Source organism: Methanogenium organophilum (assembly GCF_026684035.1).
GTDB lineage: Archaea > Halobacteriota > Methanomicrobia > Methanomicrobiales > Methanomicrobiaceae > Methanogenium > Methanogenium organophilum.
The window spans coordinates 1,293,280-1,315,154 of sequence record NZ_CP113361.1; the positions used below are offsets into that span (position 1 = coordinate 1,293,280).

Here is a 21,875-nt window from a genome sequence, read left to right on the forward strand (position 1 = left end):
TTCGTCGGTGTTCATGGTGACTTTTCCAGCCCTCTTCCGAACCGGTGAAAGGTATATGTATTATGTCCACCTTGTAATGTCCGCCAGACCTGAACGGGGGTTATGGTTTCTGGCATTGTTGTACCCTGCGGGTGGAATGGTTTTCCCGGTCCAAAGTCCGGAAAACCTGAAGTGTCTTTGCAGGGCAGAGGGGGTTTGGATAGATCATGGGGGATCCTGTACCGGATTACCGGGCGGCATTTCTGAACAATGCTGTACCAATGTGTATTATTGATGAAAACGGATATCTCTGCTCGGTAAACCGGGCGGCAACAGACTATTTCCGGAATACTCCTCCCGATCCGGATGAGATATCCCGGCTTTTTTCCTCCGGTGTCGGCGGAAGATCCATTTCTGATGGCAATGGGCCGGTGCTGGATGCAGCAGATGCAGTGCCGGTTTCCTGGCATGGAGAGGGTGCCCATCTTCTCGCAGCTGTGGATGTTACCCGTCATGCGAATGAGTCTGCCCGGTTGCGCAGCGTACTGGACCATATTCTGGTGGCAGAAGAGGGGGCGGGTATCGGGTTCTGGGATACCTATTTGCAGGAAAATACCCTGTCCGTTGACAGTGGGTGGGCGCATCTTATTGGGTATGAAGTGGAGGAACTGGGGAAATCGGTGGATGAAATATTCATAAACCGGATTCATCCGAAAGACCGGGCTGGTGTGCAGGCATTCATTGGACGCCTTGAAAAAGGCGCCACGCCTTCAGCGAGAGCAGAGTTTCGGATGCGTCACCGGGACGGCCGGTGGATTTGGGTTCGGTCAGTCTGCCGCGTAGTTGCCGATGACGGACGTGGTGTCCCTACGCGGGTGGCGGGTATTCATATGGATATTACACAGGAGCATGAAGTACTGGAGGCGCTTACGGAGGCAAAAAAGAAGATTCAGCTGCTATCGTCTGTCACCCGGCATGATATCCTCAATCAGGTATCGATCATTCTGATGTGTGATGAACTGGTACGGGGTGATATCGGAGCAGCATCGTTGCCACCGGAGAAAGCCGACCACTACTGGGATATGATGAATGCCGCAGCCCACACTATCGAACGGGTGATCTCCTTTACGCGTGACTATGACTCCCTTGGGATGGAACCTCCCCGCTGGCAGAGCCTTGCAACCGTGGTACGAAATGCAGAGATTTTGCTTCATGGAACGGGTGTACCGGTCACCCTCTCCTGCGGGGATATGGAAGTCTTCGCCGACCCCCTCTTTGAGAAAGTGATCTATAATCTGCTGGAGAATGTGGGGCGTCACGCTGACGAGGCGGAGCATATTTGGATTGACTGTGAAGAGTACGAAGAGGGATGCGTGCTCATGCTCTCCGACGACGGAAAAGGAGTTCCTGTGGAGATGAAAGAGCGGATATTTGAGCGTGGATATGGTTCCAACACGGGATTGGGCCTTTTTCTCTGTCGTGAAATGCTCGGAATCACCGGGATTACCATCACGGAATGCGGGACACCAGGGGAGGGAGCCGTTTTTCGGATGGTGTTCCCTCGGCACCATATCCGCGGGAGTGTTGACCCGTTATGATCTTTGGTTTTTTATGTGTTATTTCTGAAAGTCTATTACTTTCGGCTCCATGGTTTGCAGGTCGACGATGATGGCACGTGCCGGTGTCGGCTGGATGTTCATCTGTTTCTGAAATGCGGTCTGCGACTGCCATGTACCGGCATTTAATGCGAGCACTCCGCGATATTTGGCTATGCCAGAGATATGCACATGACCGGTATGGAGAATTTCGGGGATTGGATCTATCACAAGCCGATCCTCGCGGGACGCATAGATGGGAGTACGTTCCCCGTAGGTGCAGGTGAGATGACGGCGTTTGAGCATCTCCACCATTACCTCCTCCGGGTGTGTATAGGAGGCACCTGGGATGAGACCAATCATATCGTCAAAAGACCGGCCATGATACATAAGAACCGAAACACCCTGCAGTTTCACGACAGCCGGGTTTTCCACCATGGTGACATTCTCCGGGAGATTTGTACAGAACTGGGGGGGCAGAGCGGGCTGAGGTTCGGCGCCCCTGACGGCATCGTGGTTGCCGGGGGAGACCACGATCTGGATGTGGGAAGGCAGTTTCCGGAGCATATCAGCAAAGACCTCATACTGGCCGTAGATATTCTGGATGGTGAGCTCCTTGTCTTGATCAGGATAGATGCCGATACCGTCCACCACATCCCCTGCGATCATAAGATAACCTATATCTGGCTGTTCGTGCAGCCAGGCGGAGAACTTCTCCCACGCCTCCCCGAGGAATGTGTCGGAGCCCACATGGACGTCAGAGATGAACGCCGCCTTTCCCGGCGTCTCGCTCAGGTAGGGGGCATGGTTCACCGGTATATCCGGACGTGCAAGGGAGTTTGCAAAGAAGAGGTTACCGTCATTGGAGAGCTGCCCCGTGACTGCAATGACTTCGTCGGGGATGAGTCGCTCAGCTTCTGCAAAGTCCTCACGGTCTTTATTGAAGAGAACATTGATCATGCCAGTCGGGTCTTCGAGCATCGCCATCCGGTGGCCCTTGGTGGTATTTCTGACCTCCATCACCATGCCGATGAGGACGATCTCCATATTGTAGTAGCGGCTGTTTCTGGCAATCCCCCCGATCGGCATGGCGCCTGCGTAACTCTTTCTCGTCCGCAGGATTCCTGCGAGGCGATTGAAGCGGTCGCGAAAATAGTGGATGAAGTCCCTGAAGTCGACGCCGTTATTTTCCTGAGTGCCGACACCATATATGACATCGACGTTTGCTTCGGTGAGAAATCGCATTCCATCGCGTTCCCGGGTGAATCCGGGAATATGTTCGGGGAGAACAACGGTTGCATGCGGCGGCACAGCATCGACAATGGCAGGAATGAGCGAGAGGTCTCCCTGTTCGGAGATATATGAGACCACATCGGGGTGGACCTGCATCCCGCGATCCAGAAACCCGAGCACGATCTCCTGTGGACGCTGCATGAAAATAGGTTGGGGTTCAGGGGGTAAAAACCCATATGAAGTGATGGTTTTTCCCTCACCTTTCATATGTTCTGAGGGGGTAATGGTACTCTATTATGAAGGAACAGCGCCGGAGCCTTGGGGTGGCAACCCGGGTGCAGCGATTTTTGAAAAGCGATGACCCGAAGGCAGGTATGGCCCGCGACATTCTCTGGGTGTTGGGGGTTGTCGGCGGGGTCGCACTCCTCCTCTTTCTCGTTTCCGGCACCTGGCCTGCGGTTGTCGCGGTAGAATCAGGGAGCATGGTTCCGAATATGAATGTGGGAGACCTTGTCTTTGTCGCGGCAGCTGACCGGTATGGGCCCCTGACCTCGTGGGCGGAGGGACAAGAGGCCGGGTATGCAAAGTTTGCGACATATCCGGATCTTCAGGGAAACCAAGTCTATGGGGATGTCATTATCTACAAACCAAATGGCGATACATCGGTGAACCCGATTATCCACCGGGCGGTGGTCTGGTATGATAACACGACAACACCCGGCTACATCACTAAGGGGGATAATAACCCGACCGTTGATCAGGATGCCTACTACCAGGACATTGGGTATATCCAGCCGGTGAAAAAAGAGTGGATTGTTGGAAAGGCACTCTTTGCGATACCGCTGGTTGGGTATCTGCCCCTGCATATTATCGAGTTTGCGGCGGTTATTATTGTCCTTCTTATAATCTGGGAGTGGTATTCGCGGAGACGCGAGGAGAAGGAAGGAGATGGAAACGACAGGACTAAATCGGCCCCTTCCGGAAGGAACGCTGGCAAAACGGGCGTAAAGACCAAAAAAGATACGAAAAACACCGGAAAAAAGCGCTGAACACTTTGATGTGGACGTTTGTTGCGAGGGTCCATTCACAACTCTTTTGTACCTCGACGCTCACACCTCATGACAGGAATTGATCCAGATGAAAGAGCTCTTAGATGATGTCCTTGAAGGACACCGGCTCACTCCTGCCGAGGCGGCGGGGCTTCTGAAGGCACGCGGATCTGATGTATGGGATATTACAACAGCGGCAGACATCCTCCGCGAACAGACCGTAGGTGATGTGGTCACCTATGTGCGCAACCAGAATGTCCATATCACCAATATCTGCCGGAACCTCTGTCGGTTCTGTGCATTCGGGAGGCCGCCGGGGGCGCCGGACGCCTATGATGCAGGCGATGAGGGTATCCGGGCACAAGTCACTCTCGCAAAGGAACGCGGTGTCACCGAACTCTGTTATCTCTCCGGGGTCCATCCCGACTTCAGTGCCGAGCGCTATGCGGAGATGATCGGCATCGGGCACGAGATCATCCCGGATGCGGATATTCACACGATGAGTCCGGACGAGATTACGTGGGCCGCAGAGAAGAGCGGGATGACGACTAAGGAGGTGCTTGAGATGCTGCGTGATGCGGGTCTCGGGACCGTGCAGGGGACGGGAGCAGAGATTCTCGTGGACTCGGTGCGGAGGCAGATCTGCCCGAACAAAATTCCAACTGCTGAATGGTCCCGTATCATCAAAGAAGCGCACCAATTGGGTATGAAGTCCACCGCAACGATCATGTACGGCTCGTTGGATACGGCGACCGACCGGGCCGAGCACTTCGGCGTGATTCGGGACATACAGGATGAAACCGGTGGGTTCACGGAGTTTATTCCCATGGGGTTCATTCACGAGAACACCCCTCTGCAGAGGGCGGGGCTGGTCACCGGCGGCTCGCTGGGGCGGGTGGATATCCTCACCTTTGCGGTTGCCCGGCTCTTCTTAGATAATATCCCGAACATTCAGATATCGTGGGGGAAAGTCGGTTTCCGGATGGCCTCTCTTGGACTTATGGCCGGCGGCAATGACTTCGGCGGGACGATGTTTACCGACGAGGTATCGGGGGATGCGGGTGCGGTTGCAGCCGATTATTTCGATCCGGTGGAGATGCGGCGGATTACTGATGACTTGGGACGGGTGCTGCGGCGCCGTTCAACGGTCTATGAACTTCTCGATTAAGGGTTGCAGGAACGCATTCTCTCTTTTTCCGGTGTGACGGTTGCATATGTTTATTGTATCTGACAGGTACATTCCGTCTGGAGATTTTTCCCGGAAGGAATACGATATGAATACAGAAAAACGCCTCGTGTACATGGACCATGCAGCGACGACTGCCACCCGTCCGGAAGTGGCGGCGGCAATGGTCCCCTATATGACTGGACATTTTGGCAATCCGTCTTCCCTCTATGACCTCGCACGGGTCTCCCGGGAGGCCGTCGCTGCGGCACGAGAACAGGTGGCGGCTGCCATTGGGGCGGAACCAAAGCAGATCTATTTCACGAGCGGCGGGACGGAGTCTGACAACTGGGCGCTCAAAGGGGTGGCTTTTGCCCGGAAAGCGAAGGGAAATCACATCATCACGTCAGCGGTGGAGCACCATGCTATCTCCCATACCTGTGTGTGGCTCGAGAAGCAGGGTTTCTCGGTGACCTATCTCCCGGTGGACCGCTACGGGATGGTCGACCCCGCAGCGGTGGAGGCCGCGATCACACCGGAGACGATTCTCGTGAGTGTGATGATGGCGAACAATGAGATCGGGACGATCATGCCGGTGGCAGAGATCGGTGCCGTTGCACGAAAGCACGGCGTCCTCTTCCACACGGACGCGGTGCAGGCGGTGGGGCATATCCCGATTGATGTGCGGGCGCAGAATATTGATTTACTATCGCTCTCGGGCCACAAGTTCCGGGGCCCGAAGGGGACAGGGGCACTCTATATCGGGCCGGGTGTACGGCTCGACCCCCTGATGCACGGTGGTGCACAAGAGCGGGGGCGGCGTGCGGGAACCGAGAATGTTCCCGGCATCGTCGGGATGGGGATGGCGCTCGAACTCGCGACGGCGGAGATGGAGGAGAACACACGCCGCATCACAGCGCTTCGCGACCGGCTGACGGCAGGGCTTCTTTCCATTCCGGAGACCTACCTGAACGGCCACCCGGAGCGGCGCCTCCCGAACAATGTGAATGTGGTCTTCGCGTATATCGAGGGCGAGTCGATTCTCCTGATGCTGAACCGGCGGGGGATCGCGGCATCGACGGGGAGCGCCTGCAGTACCACCTCCCTCGAGCCGTCCCACGTGCTGATGGCCTGCGGCCTGCCACACGAGGTGGTGCACGGCTCGTTGCGCCTGACTCTCGGGGAGCAGACGACGGAAGCAGACGTTGATTATGTGATTTCGGCGGTGATGGAGATCGTGCAGCGGCTGCGGGATATGTCTCCCCTGACACCCGCAGAGCTCAGGAGCCGCCCCGAATCAGGATAACTGGCATACAGGAGGAGAAAAGAGATGTACAACGAGACAGTGATGGACCATTTTGAGCACCCGCGAAACCAGGGTGCGATTGAGGACGCAGACGGCGAGGGCGAGGTCGGCAACGCCCAGTGTGGGGATATCATGAAGATATACCTGAAGGTGGAGGACGATACAATAGCAGACGTCCGGTTCCAGACCTTCGGGTGCGGGGCGGCGATTGCCTCCAGCAGCATGGCAACGGAGCTCATCCGTGGAAAGACGGTGGAGGAGGCATGGGACCTCACGAACAAGGCGGTCGTCGAGGCCCTCGCGGGTCTCCCCCCGCAGAAGGTGCACTGCTCGCTTCTCGCTGAAGAGGCGATTCACGCGGCGATTAATGATTATCGTGTGAAACAGGGCCTGGAGCCCTGGGAAGAGACGGGCGGCCACAGGGAAGGGCACGAGCACTGAGTTTCCCGGATATTTTCTTTTTTGGTTGAATTCCCTCGGTTGTACTGGTCAGGTGTACGAATTTTTCCTTCACTCTCCCGTATAGGGTGCATCCCATGGAGGGGGGCTGTCGGGGGATGAAATCCCCCTGAATGTGTGACTATTCTCACTAATGTTTGAAGATTGAAGACCATCCCTCCCCGTCTGGCCATCTCAAGGGCGATAGAATAGGGCGTGATTATTCATCCTGAAACGCCCCGTGGGCGAGCCATATGTGGTTGAGGGCCGGCCCTCTCTTCCCTTCCGTCATCCGCTCTCTGATTGCTTTTGCAGGGACGCCGGCTACAAGGGTCCATGGGGGAACGTCCTTTGTTACGACAGCGCCACCTCCCACGATCGCCCCTTCACCGATTGTTACTCCCGGCAGGATCATTGCGTTGGTGTAGATCTTTGCATAGGGTTCTATGGTAACCGGCGCATAGGTCCGCTCTGCGTGATTCGCCTCGCCGTGACTGTGGGTAAAGATCCGCACGAATTCTCCGATCCCGACGGCATTTCCGATGGTGACCCCGCCTTTTGTGTCGATGAAGAGGCCGCGGTTGATGAATACGTCGTCCCCAACGGTTAGGGTATGGCCGAAGTTGAAACGCATCTCACATTCGGCACAGAAGTTTTTTCCACAGGCACTGAAGAGTTGACGGGCGATCATGCGACGAAAGGGGAACGCGAAGTTGACGGCAAGGGAGAGCGGGGAGCGGTCGAAGGCGTCCCAGAGAAGATGGAGGTGACGTTTTTCCGGTGTGATTATCAGTTCTTCGCTCTTCGGGAGGTAATCGCTGTAAATTCGGGCGTCATAGAGCAGGTTATTGCCCGGCATCGGCACACCTATTAACCGGAGAATTTCATCGGTCGCTTCTTCGTCCGGCCCTCTGCTGAGGAGATCCCTGATATCATTGAGCAATCCGGTGACGGCGTTTTCATGGGGGTACATACGCGTGTGAATGGTGGGTTCGGTAATAATGCTGCCGGTTATCGCCGTGAATATTCCAAAGACATATACCTGGATTCCGGCCCCTCTCTCGACTAAAAGGAGCGTTTTTCTTCCCTGGGTTTTATCACCCTGGCCGTCCGGGTTTTCAGGCACATCTTTAAAAGGCCCACCTGCACCACTCCCATCGATCTCTACCACAAGGGAGGTGATACGGGTTATCCCGAATGCTCCATACAAATCCCGCGGGTGCTCCATAGGTTGCCCCGGTGATGGCAGCGGCACCGGAAGAAGCAGACGAGATGGTGGTGATGGCGAACGCCGTTGTGCTAAATATCAGGACGCTGTCTCTCTCGTAGATGGAGCCGATGCTTATCGCCGGCCGGCTTACGTCGTCGTCCTCCCCCTGTGGGGGGGTGGCAGTCATTAGGATAGCGGGTTGTACCGGTCAGGTGTACGGAACGTATGGCAAACAATATTTTCCTTCACTCGCCTGTATCCGCGAGCCGGGAGCGTATCTCGCCGCTCATCCGTGAACCCATGATGAGACCACAGACCGTCAGGGGCGGTATGCCAAAAAACCCGATGAAAATGAGCGTGATAAATCCATAGGTGACATCGGTGACGATGGCGCCGTCCCCGGAGAAGAAGGCATATGAGAGCGTTTCATAGAGAGGGACAAGCAGGAGAACGCTGATGCACGCCGCAATGAAAACCGGAATTTTCATGATTGTCCTGAATTCCGGCGTCATCGCGGCATAGAAGAGAAGTGAGGCCGGGATGATGAGATAATAGAGTGTTGCCTCCAGTCTTGCCGGTGTCATCCCGTCTGCGACCTGGAGGAACAGGTAGGGATCTGCAAGGGAGATGATTTCGGTGATGATGATCAGGACGAGCAGGAGGGGATAGAGCATTCCCACCCACCAGAAGCGACTCGCTTTCTTCACGTAATCCAGCAGGAGAATTGCGCCCAGTGCTGCTGCTCCTGCCAGTGCAATCGCGATGTACGGCCCGCCAAGCACGGTATATATGAGCGGGTAGCCCAGAATTGCCAGTACCGGCGAGTATATTGTCAGGGTGGTATGCAGGTTGCCGGTCATCAGAACATGTTCCCTGTCGATCCATATCGCGGGAAGGGCAATAAGGATTCTGTCGGCCGCCGGATACTGACATCGATCTGTTCCCGGATTGCCCCGGTGAAAACCCTTCTTACCTTGGGAGACGAATAGATACTAACATACAACCGGTGACAACAAATGGACCCGAAATCAATCGCAGATGCACTCACGGCTGTCCGACACTCCCGGCCGCTGGTGCACCATATCACGAATACCGTGACGACAAACGACTGTGCGAATATCACGCTCTGTACCGGGGCTGCACCGGTGATGGCGGCGGCACCGGAGGAAGCCGGAGAGATGGCGGCACTCGCAGGGGCGGTCGTACTCAATATCGGGACGCTCTCGGCAGCACAGGTGGAGTCGATGCTTATTGCCGGGCGTGCGGCAAACGAGCGGGGCATCCCGGTCATCCTCGACCCGGTGGGGGCCGGGGCGACTGCGATGCGGACCGAAGCGTGCGAACGACTCCTCGCAGAGCTCGATATCGCGGTTCTGAAGGGCAATGCAGGTGAGATTGGCGTTCTCGCCGGTGCCGGTGGAGAGGTCCGGGGAGTGGACTCGGCGGGTCTTGCCGGCGACCCTGCGGCGGTTGCGGCCTCCTGTGCCCGGACGTACGGGACGGTTGTCGTGATGACCGGCCCGGAGGACTATATATCAGACGGGGAACGGACGCTTGTCGTCGGAAACGGCAATCCCCTGATGGGCTGTCTCTCGGGGACGGGGTGCATGACGGCCTCGGTCGTTGGGGCGTTTGTTGCGGCAGGAGACGATGCGGTGGTCGCGGCTGCTGCGGCCTGTGCGTCTTTCAGCCGGGCCGGGGAACGGGCGGCTGAGCTGGCACGGGGACCGTATTCCTTCCGCACAGCGCTTTTTGACGAGATGGCGAACCTCACAGAGGACGACCTCGCGGCCCACGCCGACGTGCGGGATGCAGGTGCGGCCTGAAACAGCCTCCTGCAAAAAACCACGGATAATGAAACCCATGAATGCATACTTTACGGAAGACCGGCTCTCCGGCCTTCCACCGCTCTATGTCGTGACTGATACCGGTATCGGCCGGGGCAGGTCCCACGCGGCTCTTGCGGCCCTTTCTGCAGCAGGCGGGGCCGGCGTCATCCAGCTCCGCGACAAGGAGCTTTCGGGGAGTGATCTTTTGAAAGAGGCCATCGCGGTCCGGGAGGCGCTTGCCGGACAGAATGCCATCTTTATCGTGAACGACTCGCTTGCGGTGGCCCTTGCCTCCGGGGCGGACGGAGTGCACCTCGGCCAGGGTGACGGCTCGGTTCAGGAGGCACGGACTGAAGCAGACCGGGTGGTCGCCGTGAGAAACAAGAGCAGGGACGGCCCGGACCGCCGGTTTATCATCGGTGTCTCGGTGGGTTCCGTTGCAGAGGCCCGCCGGGCGATCCACGAGGGGGCGGACTATGTGGCCTTAGGCCCGGTCTATGCGACGACATCGAAGGCGGATGCGGGTGCAGTCTGCGGCCTCGGCCTCCTGCAGGAGATCCGCGAGGCGGTCTCCGTGCCGGTCGTAGGCATCGGCGGCATCGGCATGCACAACGTGCAGGACGTCTTTCGTGCCGGGGCGGACTCGGCCGCCGTGATCTCGGCGGTTGTCGCAGAAGAGGATGTCACGGCTGCCGCACGGGCGATGTGCGGGATGATTGACGGGGTGCGGTGAACCCGTCAGTACATCTCTTTCCTATCCGAATGGGATTTTTATTCATCTGAATCATTCTCAGATGAATGAAATATTTTGCCCCGGTGGCGTTCTCCTCTTTTCCTCAGGCGACGGGTTCGTCCCGCGTTTCATACATCATGGTTAATTTCCGTGGGATGGTTATCCTCAGGGTCGAAATGGCAATTATGGACATATTGCCAATTGTTCACAATGTGGCATTTAGGCACATTATTTGTTGAATGTCTCTCCATTGGCAATTATGTCTACCAGCACGGGCGAATCCGGGGGGAGCACCATAAAGCGTAATCCGGTGAAGGAATCCACTTGGCGTGATCTCCATGATCTGAAAGGTGCGGGGCAAAGTTTTGATGACCTGCTTTCTGCGATGATTCGCCGTGAACGGGATTACCGCGACTGGAAGATGGTGGCAGAAATTGAGAAGTCCGGTGAATATGTCGCGTTTGACCCGGATGAGATCGTGAAGTGCGAGTGATGGGTGGAGTGTGAAAGGGCATGTTAACCCTTGTTATTGAGAAGAATGCTGAGAAATTTATGAAATGTTTTCCTCAAAAACTCTCATACATAAGAAATATTCCCGCAGGTAGACTCTCAAATGATTGTGGCGGACTGCACACAAGGTGCCCTTCATTCCAATCAAATCAGACACCTGCGCATCACACCGGTTTGGTATGCGGTCGGAACGGTGAATACCTAAAGGAGTGGCAGCAGGATGGTTAGATGGGAACCGGTTACCCTGGAAACCGACGACGGAGCAACGGTGGAGGCCCGTGCTCCGGTGATCATATCGGCAAGCCGGTCCACTGACATCCCCGCGTGCTATGCGGACTGGTTTGCAGAGCGGCTGAAGAGAGGATATCTGGTATGGATGAACCCGTTCAACCGCCGCCCCTCATATATTTCGTTTGATAAATGCAGGGCAATCGTCTTCTGGACGAAGAATGCGGAGCCGATGATGGGATATCTGGATGATATCGATGCGAGGGGCATTCACTACTATTTTCAGTACACCGTCAACGATTATGAAGCGGAAGGGCTGGAACCGAATATCCCTCCGCTGGATGCACGAATCGAAAATTTTGTGAATATATCCGAAAAAATCGGCAAAGAGCGGGTGATCTGGCGGTTTGACCCCATCATTCTCTCGGATGAGGTCACCATGGATGATATCCTCTCGCGGATTGAGGCCATCGGCAGTCGGCTGCATTCGCATACCACGAAACTGGTCTTTAGTTTCATCGATATTGCAGCCTACCGGAAGGTGCAGACAAACCTGGAATTCACGGGGTGCCGGGAACTGACGGTTGCTGAAATGAAAGAGTTCGGCGAAAAAATCTCCCGCATGAACAAAAAATGGGGGCTTGACCTCGCCACCTGTGGTGAACCAATCGACCTCGATGCCTATGGCATCCGTCGTAACAGCTGTATCGACGGCGATCTGCTGGGAAGACTCTTCCCCGATGACATCCCCCTTACTGAATTCCTGCAAAATAACAATAAAAAGGACAAGGGACAGCGCAAGGTATGCAACTGCATAGGGAGCAAGGACATCGGCCAGTATAATACCTGCATGAACCTGTGCCGCTACTGTTATGCAAACCGGTCCGCAGGAGACGTCCGCAGTAATTACGAACGGCACCTCAGGAACCCGTGGTCCGAAACGATTACGGGGGATGTGTTGAAGGAGTGATGGTCCGGTGCCGGAAATTTTGAAATTATGGAAGTCTGCTATCTGGAGAATATTCCTCAGATTCCTGTAGATTCAATTAATTTGTTCCTTGTACACCTCTATTGCCCATGTTATGATATCGATGAAGGTATCCAGATCTTCTTTATTCCTGAGGGTGCTCAGAGGGAAGGATGGGCGGCTTCCAACGGCGTTTTCGGGGATATGAATCCCTTCGATTGCCGTCAATTTTCTGAGGAATGCAAGGCGCATTTCCGGATCTTTGAATTGTGAACAGGATTTTATTCTCTGGAACTGAAGCTCAATCTTTCTGTTTGTCCAAACACCAAATGTCCAATAACTGCCGTTATCCAGATCTAACATAGGAATAAATGATCCTTGGTGGTTTCCTTTTCCGCATCAAATTCTCATCCCATTGTCTTTCGTCCACTGAAGGAGTTCTTTGGCGATATGTACATCATCGGGATAATTTCGTTTCAACTCCGCCATGAAATTATCTTCATTTCAGTTCTGATTTACCTTCAGCCCCTTCCGCTGTTCTGCCTTTGCACTCTGCCCAAGAATACGGGGAGAGATCATGCGGATACCATTGTCACTGACAAACTGGCCGATTTCAACGGCAATTACTTCGGCAGGGTCCATCTGCTCGTTCAAAAACTCTACGATGCGGCGCAGTCGGTTAGGGACGGTGTCAGCGGCAAAGATCATGCGTATCTTTCCTGCCTGAAGATTTGTCTTTACGGTCCCCCAGAATGAATCCGGGTCTTCTTCCTCCCTGATAAATTCCTCGAGAACAACGTCAAGTTCCTTTTCTTCCTGCTCCCAGGTTGCGTAAAACATCCCCCTGATCCGGTCGATGATCAGTAGGCGACGGTATTCGCTGCATAATCGAGCATCTGCGCCACCACTTCACGGCGTATACGGGTATCTGTGCTGCGCTTGACTTCGACAAGCGTCGGGATGCCGTCGTGGTCGAGAAACAGATGGTCAAGAGAGAAACTGTCACCTTCGTCTTCATCACCGGGAATTCCTGCTTCACGCTGGACCAGCAGAAGCGGAACCGGGTCGTCATTGCCCGGGAAGAGGAGTTTCGGGTATTTGGCGAGGATGTGTTGGAGATCATTCTCGGTTTTGTACAGTGTTTCGTTCATCTGAACGAGCGTGTCATCTTTGTTGAAGAGGAATACCGGGTCGGCCATAGGGGTTGCTCCCGGTGAGATGTAGCTCATGAGAGGGGATAAATGGGGTGGATAGACTAAATTGGGAAGAATTGTTGAATGATTTGGTTTTGAGAGAGCATTTGAAAATTAATTTGAGCAATTTGTTCTATCGTATGTTCATGAGCACTATGGGTTGGCAGGACAATCGAATGTGCTACAACTTATTAGATGGTGGGCATCCGGTACAGTGCCGGCAATCATTCCCATGCCTTCATGCCCTCCCTTCCTCCAACTCTCAAACAGGACTGACACTCATGCACACCTCCTCCCTGCGCACGATAAATACGATTCTCAAACGGGATGCAAAGGACGCGACATACAAATTTGCCCTGCTCCGGGCCACGGACGACGCCTGCTGAGACTGTATCACCAAAGAACTATCCTCGTGTATCCTGCGGACGCGGCGGCAGGAGTATTTCGCCCGTGAATCAATCCGCGCCGGAACCACCGGAACCGCCACAAACGGTGCGATCGTGCGTCGGTTCTCTGCAACAACCGCTCCGGCGTTCTCTTCCTGTTCTCGGGGTGGGTTCCTGTGAGCAGCTGATCACGGGGGTTCGGGGCGGGGGGATAGTATGCCCCGGAAAGAGACAAACCTGGCCGTTTGGTATGGTGAACAATGTCCATTTCTGGCGTATTAGCGATTTTCGGGTGCGTTCGTGCTGTTGCGCGGTTTATCGCCCCGGATCTTCCCGGTGTACTGGTGGGACAATTCTGAGCGATTTGCAGCGTTTTTTCCTGGGGTTTTGCCGGTCTGTGCCGGTTGGGCGGTGCCGCAGTGGTCCTGAGAGGCGGGTTTTGTGAATGACTGGAAGCATCAATTCCAAGGGTTTATATCCCTGTGGTTCCCATGTTGTTAGGTCGAATGACTGTGACAATCGGGGGCTATACTGCCTTTGTTTGCTCTGCAGGCATACAGATACCATAGAAATATGATCTTTGTACATGCCCGAACCGTTTCGGGTCGGTGCAGAGGTCTGTCTTCGGGACTTCGGAGGGAAATGCGAGGGTTTATCACCTCTTGTCGCTAATACTGAAGTCCAAGATTTTGATGGGGAACCGAAACCACTCGGATGGGAGTGTCGGTTCTGACGTTGGCACTGGCAATGCGGAAATCTATTTAGTAACCGCTAATATCCTTTAAAAAATAAGTCGAACATAAGTGTGCTTTGAAAAGCAAAACTGAGGTATCAGTTTGCCTACTTCAAGAAATTAATTCTGGTTGATCCTGCCAGAGGTCACTGCTATCGGGGTTCGATTAAGCCATGCGAGTTGAGAGGGTTTAGACCCTCAGCGGACTGCTCAGTAACACGTGGATAACCTGCCCTAAGGTGGAGAATAACCCCGGGAAACTGGGGATAATACTCCATAGATTAGAGATACTGGAATGTTCTCTAGTCGAAAGCTCCGGCGCCTTAGGATGGATCTGCGGTCGATTAGGTTGTTGTTGGGGTAACGGCCCAACAAGCCTGTAATCGATACGGGTTGTGGGAGCAAGAGCCCGGAGATGGAATCTGAGACACGATTCCAGGCCCTACGGGGCGCAGCAGGCGCGAAAACTTTACAATGCAGGAAACTGTGATAAGGGAACCCCGAGTGCCCGTATACGCGGGCTGTCCAGGTGTTTAAAACGCATCTGAAGAAAGGGCCGGGCAAGACCGGTGCCAGCCGCCGCGGTAATACCGGCGGCTCGAGTGGTGGCCACTTTTATTGGGCTTAAAGCGTCCGTAGCTGGACCCTTAAGTCTCTTGGGAAATCCGCCGGCTTAACCGGCGGGCGTCTAAGAGATACTGGGGGTCTAGGGACCGGGAGAGGTGAGAGGTACTCCGGGGGTAGGAGTGAAATCCTGTAATCCCCGGGGGACCACCTATGGCGAAGGCATCTCACCAGAACGGCTCCGACAGTGAGGGACGAAAGCTGGGGGAGCGAACCGGATTAGATACCCGGGTAGTCCCAGCCGTAAACTATGCGCGTTAGGTGTACTGGTGACCACGAGTCACTGGGGTGCCGAAGGGAAACCGTGAAACGTGCCGCCTGGGAAGTACGGTCGCAAGGCTGAAACTTAAAGGAATTGGCGGGGGAGCACCACAACGGGTGGAGCCTGCGGTTTAATTGGACTCAACGCCGGAAATCTCACCGGATAGGACAGACATATGATAGCCGGGCTGAAGACTCTGCTTGATGATCTGAGAGGAGGTGCATGGCCGTCGTCAGTTCGTACTGTGAAGCATCCTGTTTAGTCAGGCAACGAGCGAGACCCACGCCAACAGTTGCTAGCTTGTTCTCCGGAACGATGAGGACACTGTTGGGACCGCCTCTGCTAAAGAGGAGGAAGGAATGGGCAACGGTAGGTCAGCATGCCCCGAATTATCCGGGCTACACGCGGGCTACAATGGGCAGGACAATGGGTATCGACACCGAAAGGTGAAGGCAATCTCTTAAACCTGTCCCAAGTTCGGATTGTGGGCTGTAACTCGCCCACATGAAGCTGGAATCCGTAGTAATCGCGTTTCAACATAGCGCGGTGAATGCGTCCCTGCTCCTTGCACACACCGCCCGTCAAACCATCCGAGTGAGGTTTGGATGAGCCTGTGGTTTTTGCCGCAGTCGAATCTAGGTTTCGCAAGGAGGGTTAAGTCGTAACAAGGTAGCCGTAGGGGAATCTGCGGCTGGATCACCTCCTAAAGAACTGGGTATGCGGTTATTAAATAGAACGTAAAATTGCTGGTGTCAACAGGATATGGGCTTATAGCTCAGCTGGAAGAGCGCGGCGTTTGCAACGCCGAGGCCAGGGGTTCAAATCCCCTTAAGTCCATTGCCTGGTAATCAGATGTGTCCTTCGTGACATCTATTGTCTGAGAACCAGGCTACCAATGCACCCGGAGACGTGAGTTTCCGGGGAAGGGCCGAGAGTCCACAAGACTCTTAGAGGCTGTGTAAAGGTGTGCACATTGGACGTTAAATGAGTTTTAACGGACACAATCAAAAAGACATAGCTGATACAAACCTGTCAGTGGATGGCTCGGTTCGAGTGCCGATGAAGGGCGTGCCAAGCTGCGATAAGCTCCGGGTAGGCGCATGGAACCTATGATCCGGAGATACCCTAATGGGACCTCCTGCTTCTTCGGAAGCGATCCGTAAGGATTGGGAACCCCCCGAATTGAAACATCTCAGTAGGGGGAGGAAGAGAAATCAAACGAGATGTCGTTAGTAAAGGCGATCGAAAACGACATAGTTCAAACCGAATCCCTTCGGGGACATGTGGTGTTGTGAGCCTTCCGTTTAGCCAAACATCCGAAGCGGAAATAATTCTGGAACGGTTTGCCACAGAGGGTGATAGCCCCGTACGCATACCGATGTTTGGTGAGGAAGTGTCTCGAGTAGTGCGGGTTGGAATTCTCGCATGAACCTGGGGGTCATCAACCTCCAAAACTAAATACTCCTCGAAACCGATAGCGCAATAGTAGCGTGAGCGAAAGCTGAAAAGTAACCCTGGAAAGGTGGTTAAAAGTGCCTGAAACTGATAGGTGATAGTGTGTTGTGGCATGAAAGGATCTTTACGTTGAAAGAACCCGTCGCGAGGCGGTAGTATGGGATGTATTGCCGGTGTCACAACTTACGTTTTGAAGAACGGGCCAGAGAGTTTATTCTGTTGGCGAGGTTAACCGGTAAGGGAAGCCGAAGCGAAAGCGACAAGTCCGTAGCATTCGTGCATGGGACGACGTATTAATCGTGCGTGTAGTCGACAGGATAAGACCCGAAGCCCAGTGATCTATGCGTGGGCAGGCTGAAGGGTGACGAAAGTTGCGTGGAGGGCCGAAGCGGTATTGATATGCAAATCATTCGTGTGACCTGCGTATAGGGGTGAAAGGCCAATCGAACTGGGCATCAGCTGGTTCCTCTCGAAACATGCCGTAGCATGACCTGGCTGGAGATAGACGGTGAGGTAGAGCACTGATTGGAGGAGTTGGGGGAGAAATCCCTCACCTTCCTGTCAAACTCCGAATTCCCCGTCGTCGAAGAAGGCTGGAAGTCCGCACTACGGGGTAAGCTTGTAGTGCGTAAGGGAGACAACCCAGACTGTGGTTAATGTCCCTCAGTGTAGGTTAAGTGTCAATACTAAAAGATGTCCTAGGCCAAAGACAACTGGAAGGTGAGCTTAGAAGCAGCTACCCTTTAAAAAGTGCGTAACAGCTTACCAGTCGAGGTTTAGGGCGCTGAAAATGGACGGGGCTAAAACCTACCACAGATACCACAGACCACCGTAAGGTGATGGCGTAGAGAGGCGCTCTGCATGGGCGGAAGCAGGGGTGTAAGTTCCTGTGGACCGTGCAGAATTGAGAATTCTGGCACTAGTAGAAGCATAGTTAGGTGAGAATCCTAACCGCCGAAGGGGCTAGGTTTCCTCGGCAATGTTCGTCAGCCGAGGGTTAGTCGGTCCTAAGTTATACCGTAATTCGAGTATAGCGAAAGGGAAACAGGTTAATATTCCTGTACCATCTGATTGTAGTTAACTTCGGTTAACCCTGACGTTTCTGGATATGCTTTGCAGGGCTGTCGCCCTGTCTAATCGTATAAACTCCTGGAGAACCGTAATGGTGAGAATTGAGTGAAAGCGTGATGGAGTAATAAAGCAAACTCCTGGAACCCGTGAAAAGGGAATCAGATGTCCGTACCGAGATCTGACACAGGTGCCCCTAGCTGAGAAGGCTAAGGCGTGTCGGTTTAATTGTGTTTAGGGAATTCGGCAAAATGGCCCCGTACCTTCGGAAGAAGGGGTGCCTGCCCAGCGATTGGGCAGGTCGCAGTGACCAGGGGGCTCCGACTGTCTAATAACAACATAGCAGACTGCAACTCCGAAAGGACTAGTATAGTCTGTGATTCCTGCCCAGTGCAGGTATCTGAAAACCGGGTTCAACCGGACGAAGGACCTGTAAACGGCGGGGGTAACTATGACCCTCTTAAGGTAGCGTAGTACCTTGTCGCTTAATTGGCGACTTGCATGAATGGATTAACGAGAGCCCCACTGTCCCAAACACAAGTCCGTTGAACATTTTATCCTAGTGCAAAGGCTAGGGACTCCAAATGGGAAGTGAAGACCCCGTGGAGCTTTACTGCAGCCTGTTGTTGTGTTACGGTATTCATTGCGCAGTGTAGATGGGAGATGTCGATCCAGCCCTCGTGGGGGCTGGTTAGTCAACAATGAGACACCATCCTTTGTTTACTGTAACACTAACTCCTCGTGAGGACATCGGTAGGTAGGCAGTTTGGGTGGGGCGCCACACCCTCGAAAAGGTATCAAGGGTGCCCCAAGGTCAACTCATGTGAGTCAGAAACTCACAGAAGAGTGTCAAGAGCAAAAGTTGGCCTGACGTGAACACGCATAGCAAGTGTTCGCGAGAGGAAACTCGGGTCTAACGAACCAATACGCGCTTTTGATGAGTGCTATTGACGACAGAAAAGCTACCCCGGGGATAATTGAGTCGTCACCGGCAAGAGCACATATCGACCCGGTGGCTTGCTACCTCGATGTCGGTTCTTTCCATCCTGGCTGTGCAGCAGCAGCCAAGGGTGAGGTTGTTCGCCTATTAAAGGGGATCGTGAGCTGGGTTTAGACCGTCGTGAGACAGGTCGGTTACTATCTATTTGGAGTGTTAGAGGTCTGAGGGTAAGACGGAAATAGTACGAGAGGAACTTTCCGTCGTCGCCACTGGTATACCGGTTGTCCGACAGGGCAGTGCCGGGTGGCTACGCGATAATGGATAAAAGCTGAAAGCATCTAAGCTTGAAACCAGACCTGAAAAGAGACCTCGTCTGAGGGCATGGATAAAAGATCCGTTTGATAGGCTCGGGATGTGAGCACGAAGGTAACGACGTGTTAAGTCCACGAGTACTAACGCCCAAATCAGCTAACACTGATTAATCGTCCGTTAAAACTCAGACGAATTTCAATGTGCACACCACACTATACAACCTCTGTATTTGCGGCCATAGCAGCGGGGCAACACCCGGACCCATACCGAACCCGGAAGTTAAGCCCGTTCACGTAGTGTGTGGTACTGAGTTGCGAGAGCGCTCGGGAAGCACACCACGCTGCAAATGCTCATACTAAATGAGGAAATCTGTTCTGTATCTGTTATGCAAAGGAGCGTGAGCGCTTCGAAACGATTCTTTATGTGGTACATCTCTGCACTGTTCTGTGACATTCTGTTCTGTATACATCTGATGCAAAAGAGCGTGAGTGTATGGAATATTTATTTGCTGCAGGTGTTTTGTAAAAAAGGAGGTATAATAGGTAAGTACTATACTGATGAGCAAGAGCGTTCGTTGAAATGTTTTATCTGGCATATCTGCAGAGGCCTGGTGATATTTTCAATTCTATCTATATGCTCTTTAGTAATCTCTGAGATTCTGGCCTGCCCCGGTATTCAATATCGGTGGATGTTCTTGCAAGATATGCATAAATCCATGCCATTCACCTACTGCCGGGACGAACATAGATAATGTTTGTGAACCAGAAGAGAGATGCCGGGACTGGTCACGGTGCTCTCACCTGAGGGGGAATAAACCTGCATCACCGGTAGTCCCATTCGTCACTGGCAGGTGTTATCAATGAAACTAATCTCATTTCTGGGCGAACAGGGGGAAGGGGCCGGGTTGTATACCTGCGGTGTATCATCTTGCGAGACACGGTTTGTGCAGGAGGCGATCTGCCGCCTGCTTGGGACAGTGGACAGTGCCGTCCTCTTTGCGACAGAAGGTGCCCGAAAGGCTACATGGGAGCCGGTTTCGCTGTCACTCACCCGCTGTGGTGTCACATCTGAAATGGTTGTCATCCCAAACGGGGAAACTGAAGACGAACTCTGGGAGATCTTCCGGGCAATTGAGACCAGTATTGATGACGGTGAGGATATCGTTTTTGATATCACCCACGGGTACCGCTCTCTCCTTCTGGTCGGTTTTCTATCGGCGGCATTTCTGCAGACAACGGGTAAGGCAGACATCTCACGTCTCTTCTATGGGCAGTACCGGGATGACGGCGAAGCGTCTCCGGTCCTGGACATGACACCCTTTCTCTCAATTCTTGATTGGACCACTAGTGTCCATGCCTTTCTGAGGTCGATGGATGCGTCCGGTATTAACCGGCTTGCAAACCGGACAGCAAAGAAAGCCTATCTCTCCGGTCGGCCGGATGCACCGGAGAAACTCTCGCGATTCGCCGAGGCCCTGGACGGCTTTGCGGTGGCGACCCGGATGGCGCGCCCGGTCGAGGCCCTGAACCTTGCAGCAGGCATTGCCCGGGATATCGACGATGTGACAGGCGAAGTGGAGGTATTCACCCCGCCTCTTGTGGAGGTGCTTGATCATATCCATCAGGTAGGCGATCTCGGCATCCGAAAGCCGGAGAAGAGCGAAGGGCTGACTTGGGCCCATGTGGAGAAAGAACTTGCCCTCATCGGGTTTATGGTCGAACGGGGTCTCCTGCTTCAGGGGGTAACCTTCTCGCGTGAGTGGCTGGTGAACGTTATGCTCCTTGCCCGCTTTGGGGACGGTTATCCCGGCTGGCTGGACCCGGATACCCGATATGAAATGTCGCAGACTTTTGGGGCTGCCATCCTTAAACTGAAAGGTTCGACGTATCTTCCGACGTATTTTATTGACTGGTACATGGCACTTCCCTATGAAGATGAGGCGACCCGTCTTTGGGGGGAACTCTCCAGTCTCAGGAATGACTTCGCCCACTGTGGTATGCGGGAGTATCCTCCGCGGACAATACGGATGAGTGAAAAAGCGGGGCAACTCTATAGGCACCTATGTGTTTTTTTTGGGATTGTGATGATGTGAGGGCATTTTTATGAATTGCAAATTCTTTAGTTATTGTGATTTGTTACTATCCAGGGGGATGAATCTGAATAAATACTGTTTTCCTGCAAAAATCTGATAATTCCGATTATAATACAGAAAAGCCTCATATTTCCTAATGAACCTGCAATTCTGAACGTAAGGCATTCCTCCAGAACTTATCATGGGATTTTGGGTGAACTATGCTTGATTTTGGTCTAAATTAAGAATATCTGGATTTTGGCATTCCCAAACTACATATAAAATGAACTTGCAGGAGGGGTGGATACGGAGGTGCAAAGAGAATGGATTCCAGAGAGAGTATTCGACATGAGCTTTTATTCAGGAGAGACGAGATGGATTTCCCACTACGGGAAATTATTATGGACATTACCCAACACCTGACAGATAAGGAGTGGGAGAACATTGAGTTGCAACTCCGCCGGGCCATCCGGTGAGGTTGATATGCCGGAAATATATCTTATGTCTTATTAGCATGAGCCTTTCATAGGCTTGGTGCAGACTAGTTTTCATTCCTGACATTAAATCCCAAATTGTGGGTTGTTTTTTG

The 21,875-nt window shown here is 53.6% G+C and carries 17 protein-coding genes, 1 tRNA gene and 3 rRNA genes; 14 read left to right on the forward strand and 7 right to left on the reverse strand.

Going from position 1 to position 21,875, the window contains the following annotated elements:
• Positions 1–206: 206 nt before the first annotated feature.
• Complete coding sequence (locus OU421_RS06480; protein ID WP_268187813.1) at positions 207–1,577, forward strand: PAS domain-containing sensor histidine kinase; 1,371 nt, start codon at positions 207–209, stop codon at positions 1,575–1,577.
• An 18-nt stretch (positions 1,578–1,595) separates the two neighbouring features.
• On the opposite strand, the gene OU421_RS06485 is transcribed toward OU421_RS06480, so the two are convergent.
• Positions 1,596–3,008, reverse strand: coding sequence for a DNA-directed DNA polymerase II small subunit (locus OU421_RS06485; RefSeq protein ID WP_268187814.1), 1,413 nt, complete (start codon positions 3,006–3,008; stop codon positions 1,596–1,598).
• A gap of 95 nt (positions 3,009–3,103) precedes the next feature.
• Here OU421_RS06485 and OU421_RS06490 point away from each other — a divergent pair, with 95 nt between their 5' ends.
• From OU421_RS06490 to nifU, 4 genes are all read left to right on the forward strand, one after another.
• On the forward strand, positions 3,104–3,856 hold the full coding sequence (locus tag OU421_RS06490; RefSeq protein WP_268187815.1) for a S24/S26 family peptidase: 753 nt from the start codon (positions 3,104–3,106) through the stop codon (positions 3,854–3,856).
• Between the two features lie 88 nt (positions 3,857–3,944).
• Entirely contained in the window at positions 3,945–5,024 is a 1,080-nt protein-coding gene (gene cofH, locus OU421_RS06495) for a 5-amino-6-(D-ribitylamino)uracil--L-tyrosine 4-hydroxyphenyl transferase CofH (protein WP_268187816.1), read from the forward strand.
• 106 nt (positions 5,025–5,130) lie between these two features.
• Positions 5,131–6,327: a cysteine desulfurase NifS gene (nifS, locus tag OU421_RS06500; RefSeq protein WP_326493527.1), complete on the forward strand. Its 1,197-nt coding sequence runs from the start codon at positions 5,131–5,133 to the stop codon at positions 6,325–6,327.
• A 24-nt stretch (positions 6,328–6,351) separates the two neighbouring features.
• Positions 6,352–6,768: a Fe-S cluster assembly scaffold protein NifU gene (gene nifU, locus OU421_RS06505; protein ID WP_268187817.1), complete on the forward strand. Its 417-nt coding sequence runs from the start codon at positions 6,352–6,354 to the stop codon at positions 6,766–6,768.
• A 217-nt stretch (positions 6,769–6,985) separates the two neighbouring features.
• Here nifU and OU421_RS06510 read toward each other — a convergent pair whose 3' ends face one another.
• From OU421_RS06510 to OU421_RS06520, 3 genes are read right to left on the reverse strand one after another with little or no spacing between them, the layout of a single operon-like run.
• On the reverse strand, positions 6,986–7,936 hold the full coding sequence (locus OU421_RS06510) for an acyltransferase (RefSeq protein ID WP_268187818.1): 951 nt from the start codon (positions 7,934–7,936) through the stop codon (positions 6,986–6,988).
• Entirely contained in the window at positions 7,896–8,162 is a 267-nt protein-coding gene (locus OU421_RS06515) for a hypothetical protein (RefSeq protein ID WP_268187819.1), read from the reverse strand. Before OU421_RS06515 ends, OU421_RS06510 begins: the two co-directional genes overlap by 41 nt.
• Positions 8,163–8,220: 58 nt before the next feature.
• Positions 8,221–8,835, reverse strand: coding sequence for a hypothetical protein (locus OU421_RS06520; protein ID WP_268187821.1), 615 nt, complete (start codon positions 8,833–8,835; stop codon positions 8,221–8,223).
• Between the two features lie 156 nt (positions 8,836–8,991).
• Between OU421_RS06520 and thiM the strand changes: the two genes are divergently transcribed.
• From thiM to OU421_RS06540, 4 genes are all read left to right on the forward strand, one after another.
• Positions 8,992–9,801 carry a hydroxyethylthiazole kinase gene (gene thiM / locus OU421_RS06525; protein ID WP_268187822.1) on the forward strand — a complete coding sequence of 270 codons (810 nt, stop codon included), beginning with the start codon at positions 8,992–8,994 and terminating at the stop codon, positions 9,799–9,801.
• Between the two features lie 37 nt (positions 9,802–9,838).
• Positions 9,839–10,537: a thiamine phosphate synthase gene (thiE, locus tag OU421_RS06530; RefSeq protein WP_268187823.1), complete on the forward strand. Its 699-nt coding sequence runs from the start codon at positions 9,839–9,841 to the stop codon at positions 10,535–10,537.
• Positions 10,538–10,796: 259 nt separating this feature from the next.
• A complete protein-coding gene (locus OU421_RS06535; RefSeq protein ID WP_268187824.1) occupies positions 10,797–11,030 on the forward strand; it encodes a hypothetical protein in 234 nt (77 codons plus the stop codon).
• A 237-nt stretch (positions 11,031–11,267) separates the two neighbouring features.
• Positions 11,268–12,245, forward strand: a complete 978-nt coding sequence (locus OU421_RS06540; protein ID WP_268187825.1) for a DUF1848 domain-containing protein — start codon at positions 11,268–11,270, stop codon at positions 12,243–12,245.
• Between the two features lie 72 nt (positions 12,246–12,317).
• Here the strand turns inward: OU421_RS06540 and OU421_RS06545 are convergent, their stop codons facing one another.
• From OU421_RS06545 to OU421_RS06555, 3 genes are all read right to left on the reverse strand, one after another.
• A complete protein-coding gene (locus OU421_RS06545; protein ID WP_268187826.1) occupies positions 12,318–12,605 on the reverse strand; it encodes a hypothetical protein in 288 nt (95 codons plus the stop codon).
• 141 nt (positions 12,606–12,746) lie between these two features.
• Complete coding sequence (locus OU421_RS06550; protein ID WP_268187827.1) at positions 12,747–13,082, reverse strand: hypothetical protein; 336 nt, start codon at positions 13,080–13,082, stop codon at positions 12,747–12,749.
• A gap of 20 nt (positions 13,083–13,102) precedes the next feature.
• Entirely contained in the window at positions 13,103–13,471 is a 369-nt protein-coding gene (locus tag OU421_RS06555) for a PDDEXK family nuclease (protein WP_268187828.1), read from the reverse strand.
• Between the two features lie 1,206 nt (positions 13,472–14,677).
• On the opposite strand from OU421_RS06555, the gene OU421_RS06560 reads away from it, so the two are divergent.
• From OU421_RS06560 to csx2, 5 genes are all read left to right on the forward strand, one after another.
• Positions 14,678–16,145 (forward strand): 16S ribosomal RNA (locus OU421_RS06560).
• A 59-nt stretch (positions 16,146–16,204) separates the two neighbouring features.
• A tRNA-Ala gene (locus OU421_RS06565) sits at positions 16,205–16,277 on the forward strand.
• Positions 16,278–16,451: 174 nt separating this feature from the next.
• Positions 16,452–19,378: ribosomal RNA gene (locus OU421_RS06570) — 23S ribosomal RNA — on the forward strand.
• Between the two features lie 64 nt (positions 19,379–19,442).
• Positions 19,443–19,564: ribosomal RNA gene (gene rrf / locus OU421_RS06575) — 5S ribosomal RNA — on the forward strand.
• The 16S, 23S and 5S rRNA genes sit together here with 1 tRNA gene alongside, the layout of an rRNA operon.
• Before the next feature lie 510 nt (positions 19,565–20,074).
• Positions 20,075–21,307: a TIGR02221 family CRISPR-associated protein gene (csx2, locus tag OU421_RS06580; protein ID WP_268187829.1), complete on the forward strand. Its 1,233-nt coding sequence runs from the start codon at positions 20,075–20,077 to the stop codon at positions 21,305–21,307.
• Positions 21,308–21,875 lie beyond the last annotated feature (568 nt).

Excerpts from the sequence above, each read along its gene's own strand:
- OU421_RS06480 (WP_268187813.1), top strand. The coding sequence starts at position 207 with ATGGGGGATCCTGTACCGGATTACCGGGCGGCATTTCTGAACAATGCT.
- OU421_RS06485 (WP_268187814.1), bottom strand. The coding sequence starts at position 3,008 with ATGCAGCGTCCACAGGAGATCGTGCTCGGGTTTCTGGATCGCGGGATG.
- OU421_RS06490 (WP_268187815.1), top strand. The coding sequence starts at position 3,104 with ATGAAGGAACAGCGCCGGAGCCTTGGGGTGGCAACCCGGGTGCAGCGA.
- cofH (WP_268187816.1), top strand. The coding sequence starts at position 3,945 with ATGAAAGAGCTCTTAGATGATGTCCTTGAAGGACACCGGCTCACTCCT.
- nifS (WP_326493527.1), top strand. The coding sequence starts at position 5,131 with ATGAATACAGAAAAACGCCTCGTGTACATGGACCATGCAGCGACGACT.
- nifU (WP_268187817.1), top strand. The coding sequence starts at position 6,352 with ATGTACAACGAGACAGTGATGGACCATTTTGAGCACCCGCGAAACCAG.
- OU421_RS06515 (WP_268187819.1), bottom strand. The coding sequence starts at position 8,162 with ATGACTGCCACCCCCCCACAGGGGGAGGACGACGACGTAAGCCGGCCG.
- OU421_RS06520 (WP_268187821.1), bottom strand. The coding sequence starts at position 8,835 with ATGACCGGCAACCTGCATACCACCCTGACAATATACTCGCCGGTACTG.
- thiM (WP_268187822.1), top strand. The coding sequence starts at position 8,992 with ATGGACCCGAAATCAATCGCAGATGCACTCACGGCTGTCCGACACTCC.
- thiE (WP_268187823.1), top strand. The coding sequence starts at position 9,839 with ATGAATGCATACTTTACGGAAGACCGGCTCTCCGGCCTTCCACCGCTC.
- OU421_RS06535 (WP_268187824.1), top strand. The coding sequence starts at position 10,797 with ATGTCTACCAGCACGGGCGAATCCGGGGGGAGCACCATAAAGCGTAAT.
- OU421_RS06540 (WP_268187825.1), top strand. The coding sequence starts at position 11,268 with ATGGTTAGATGGGAACCGGTTACCCTGGAAACCGACGACGGAGCAACG.
- OU421_RS06545 (WP_268187826.1), bottom strand. The coding sequence starts at position 12,605 with ATGTTAGATCTGGATAACGGCAGTTATTGGACATTTGGTGTTTGGACA.
- OU421_RS06550 (WP_268187827.1), bottom strand. The coding sequence starts at position 13,082 with ATGTTTTACGCAACCTGGGAGCAGGAAGAAAAGGAACTTGACGTTGTT.
- OU421_RS06555 (WP_268187828.1), bottom strand. The coding sequence starts at position 13,471 with ATGAGCTACATCTCACCGGGAGCAACCCCTATGGCCGACCCGGTATTC.
- csx2 (WP_268187829.1), top strand. The coding sequence starts at position 20,075 with ATGAAACTAATCTCATTTCTGGGCGAACAGGGGGAAGGGGCCGGGTTG.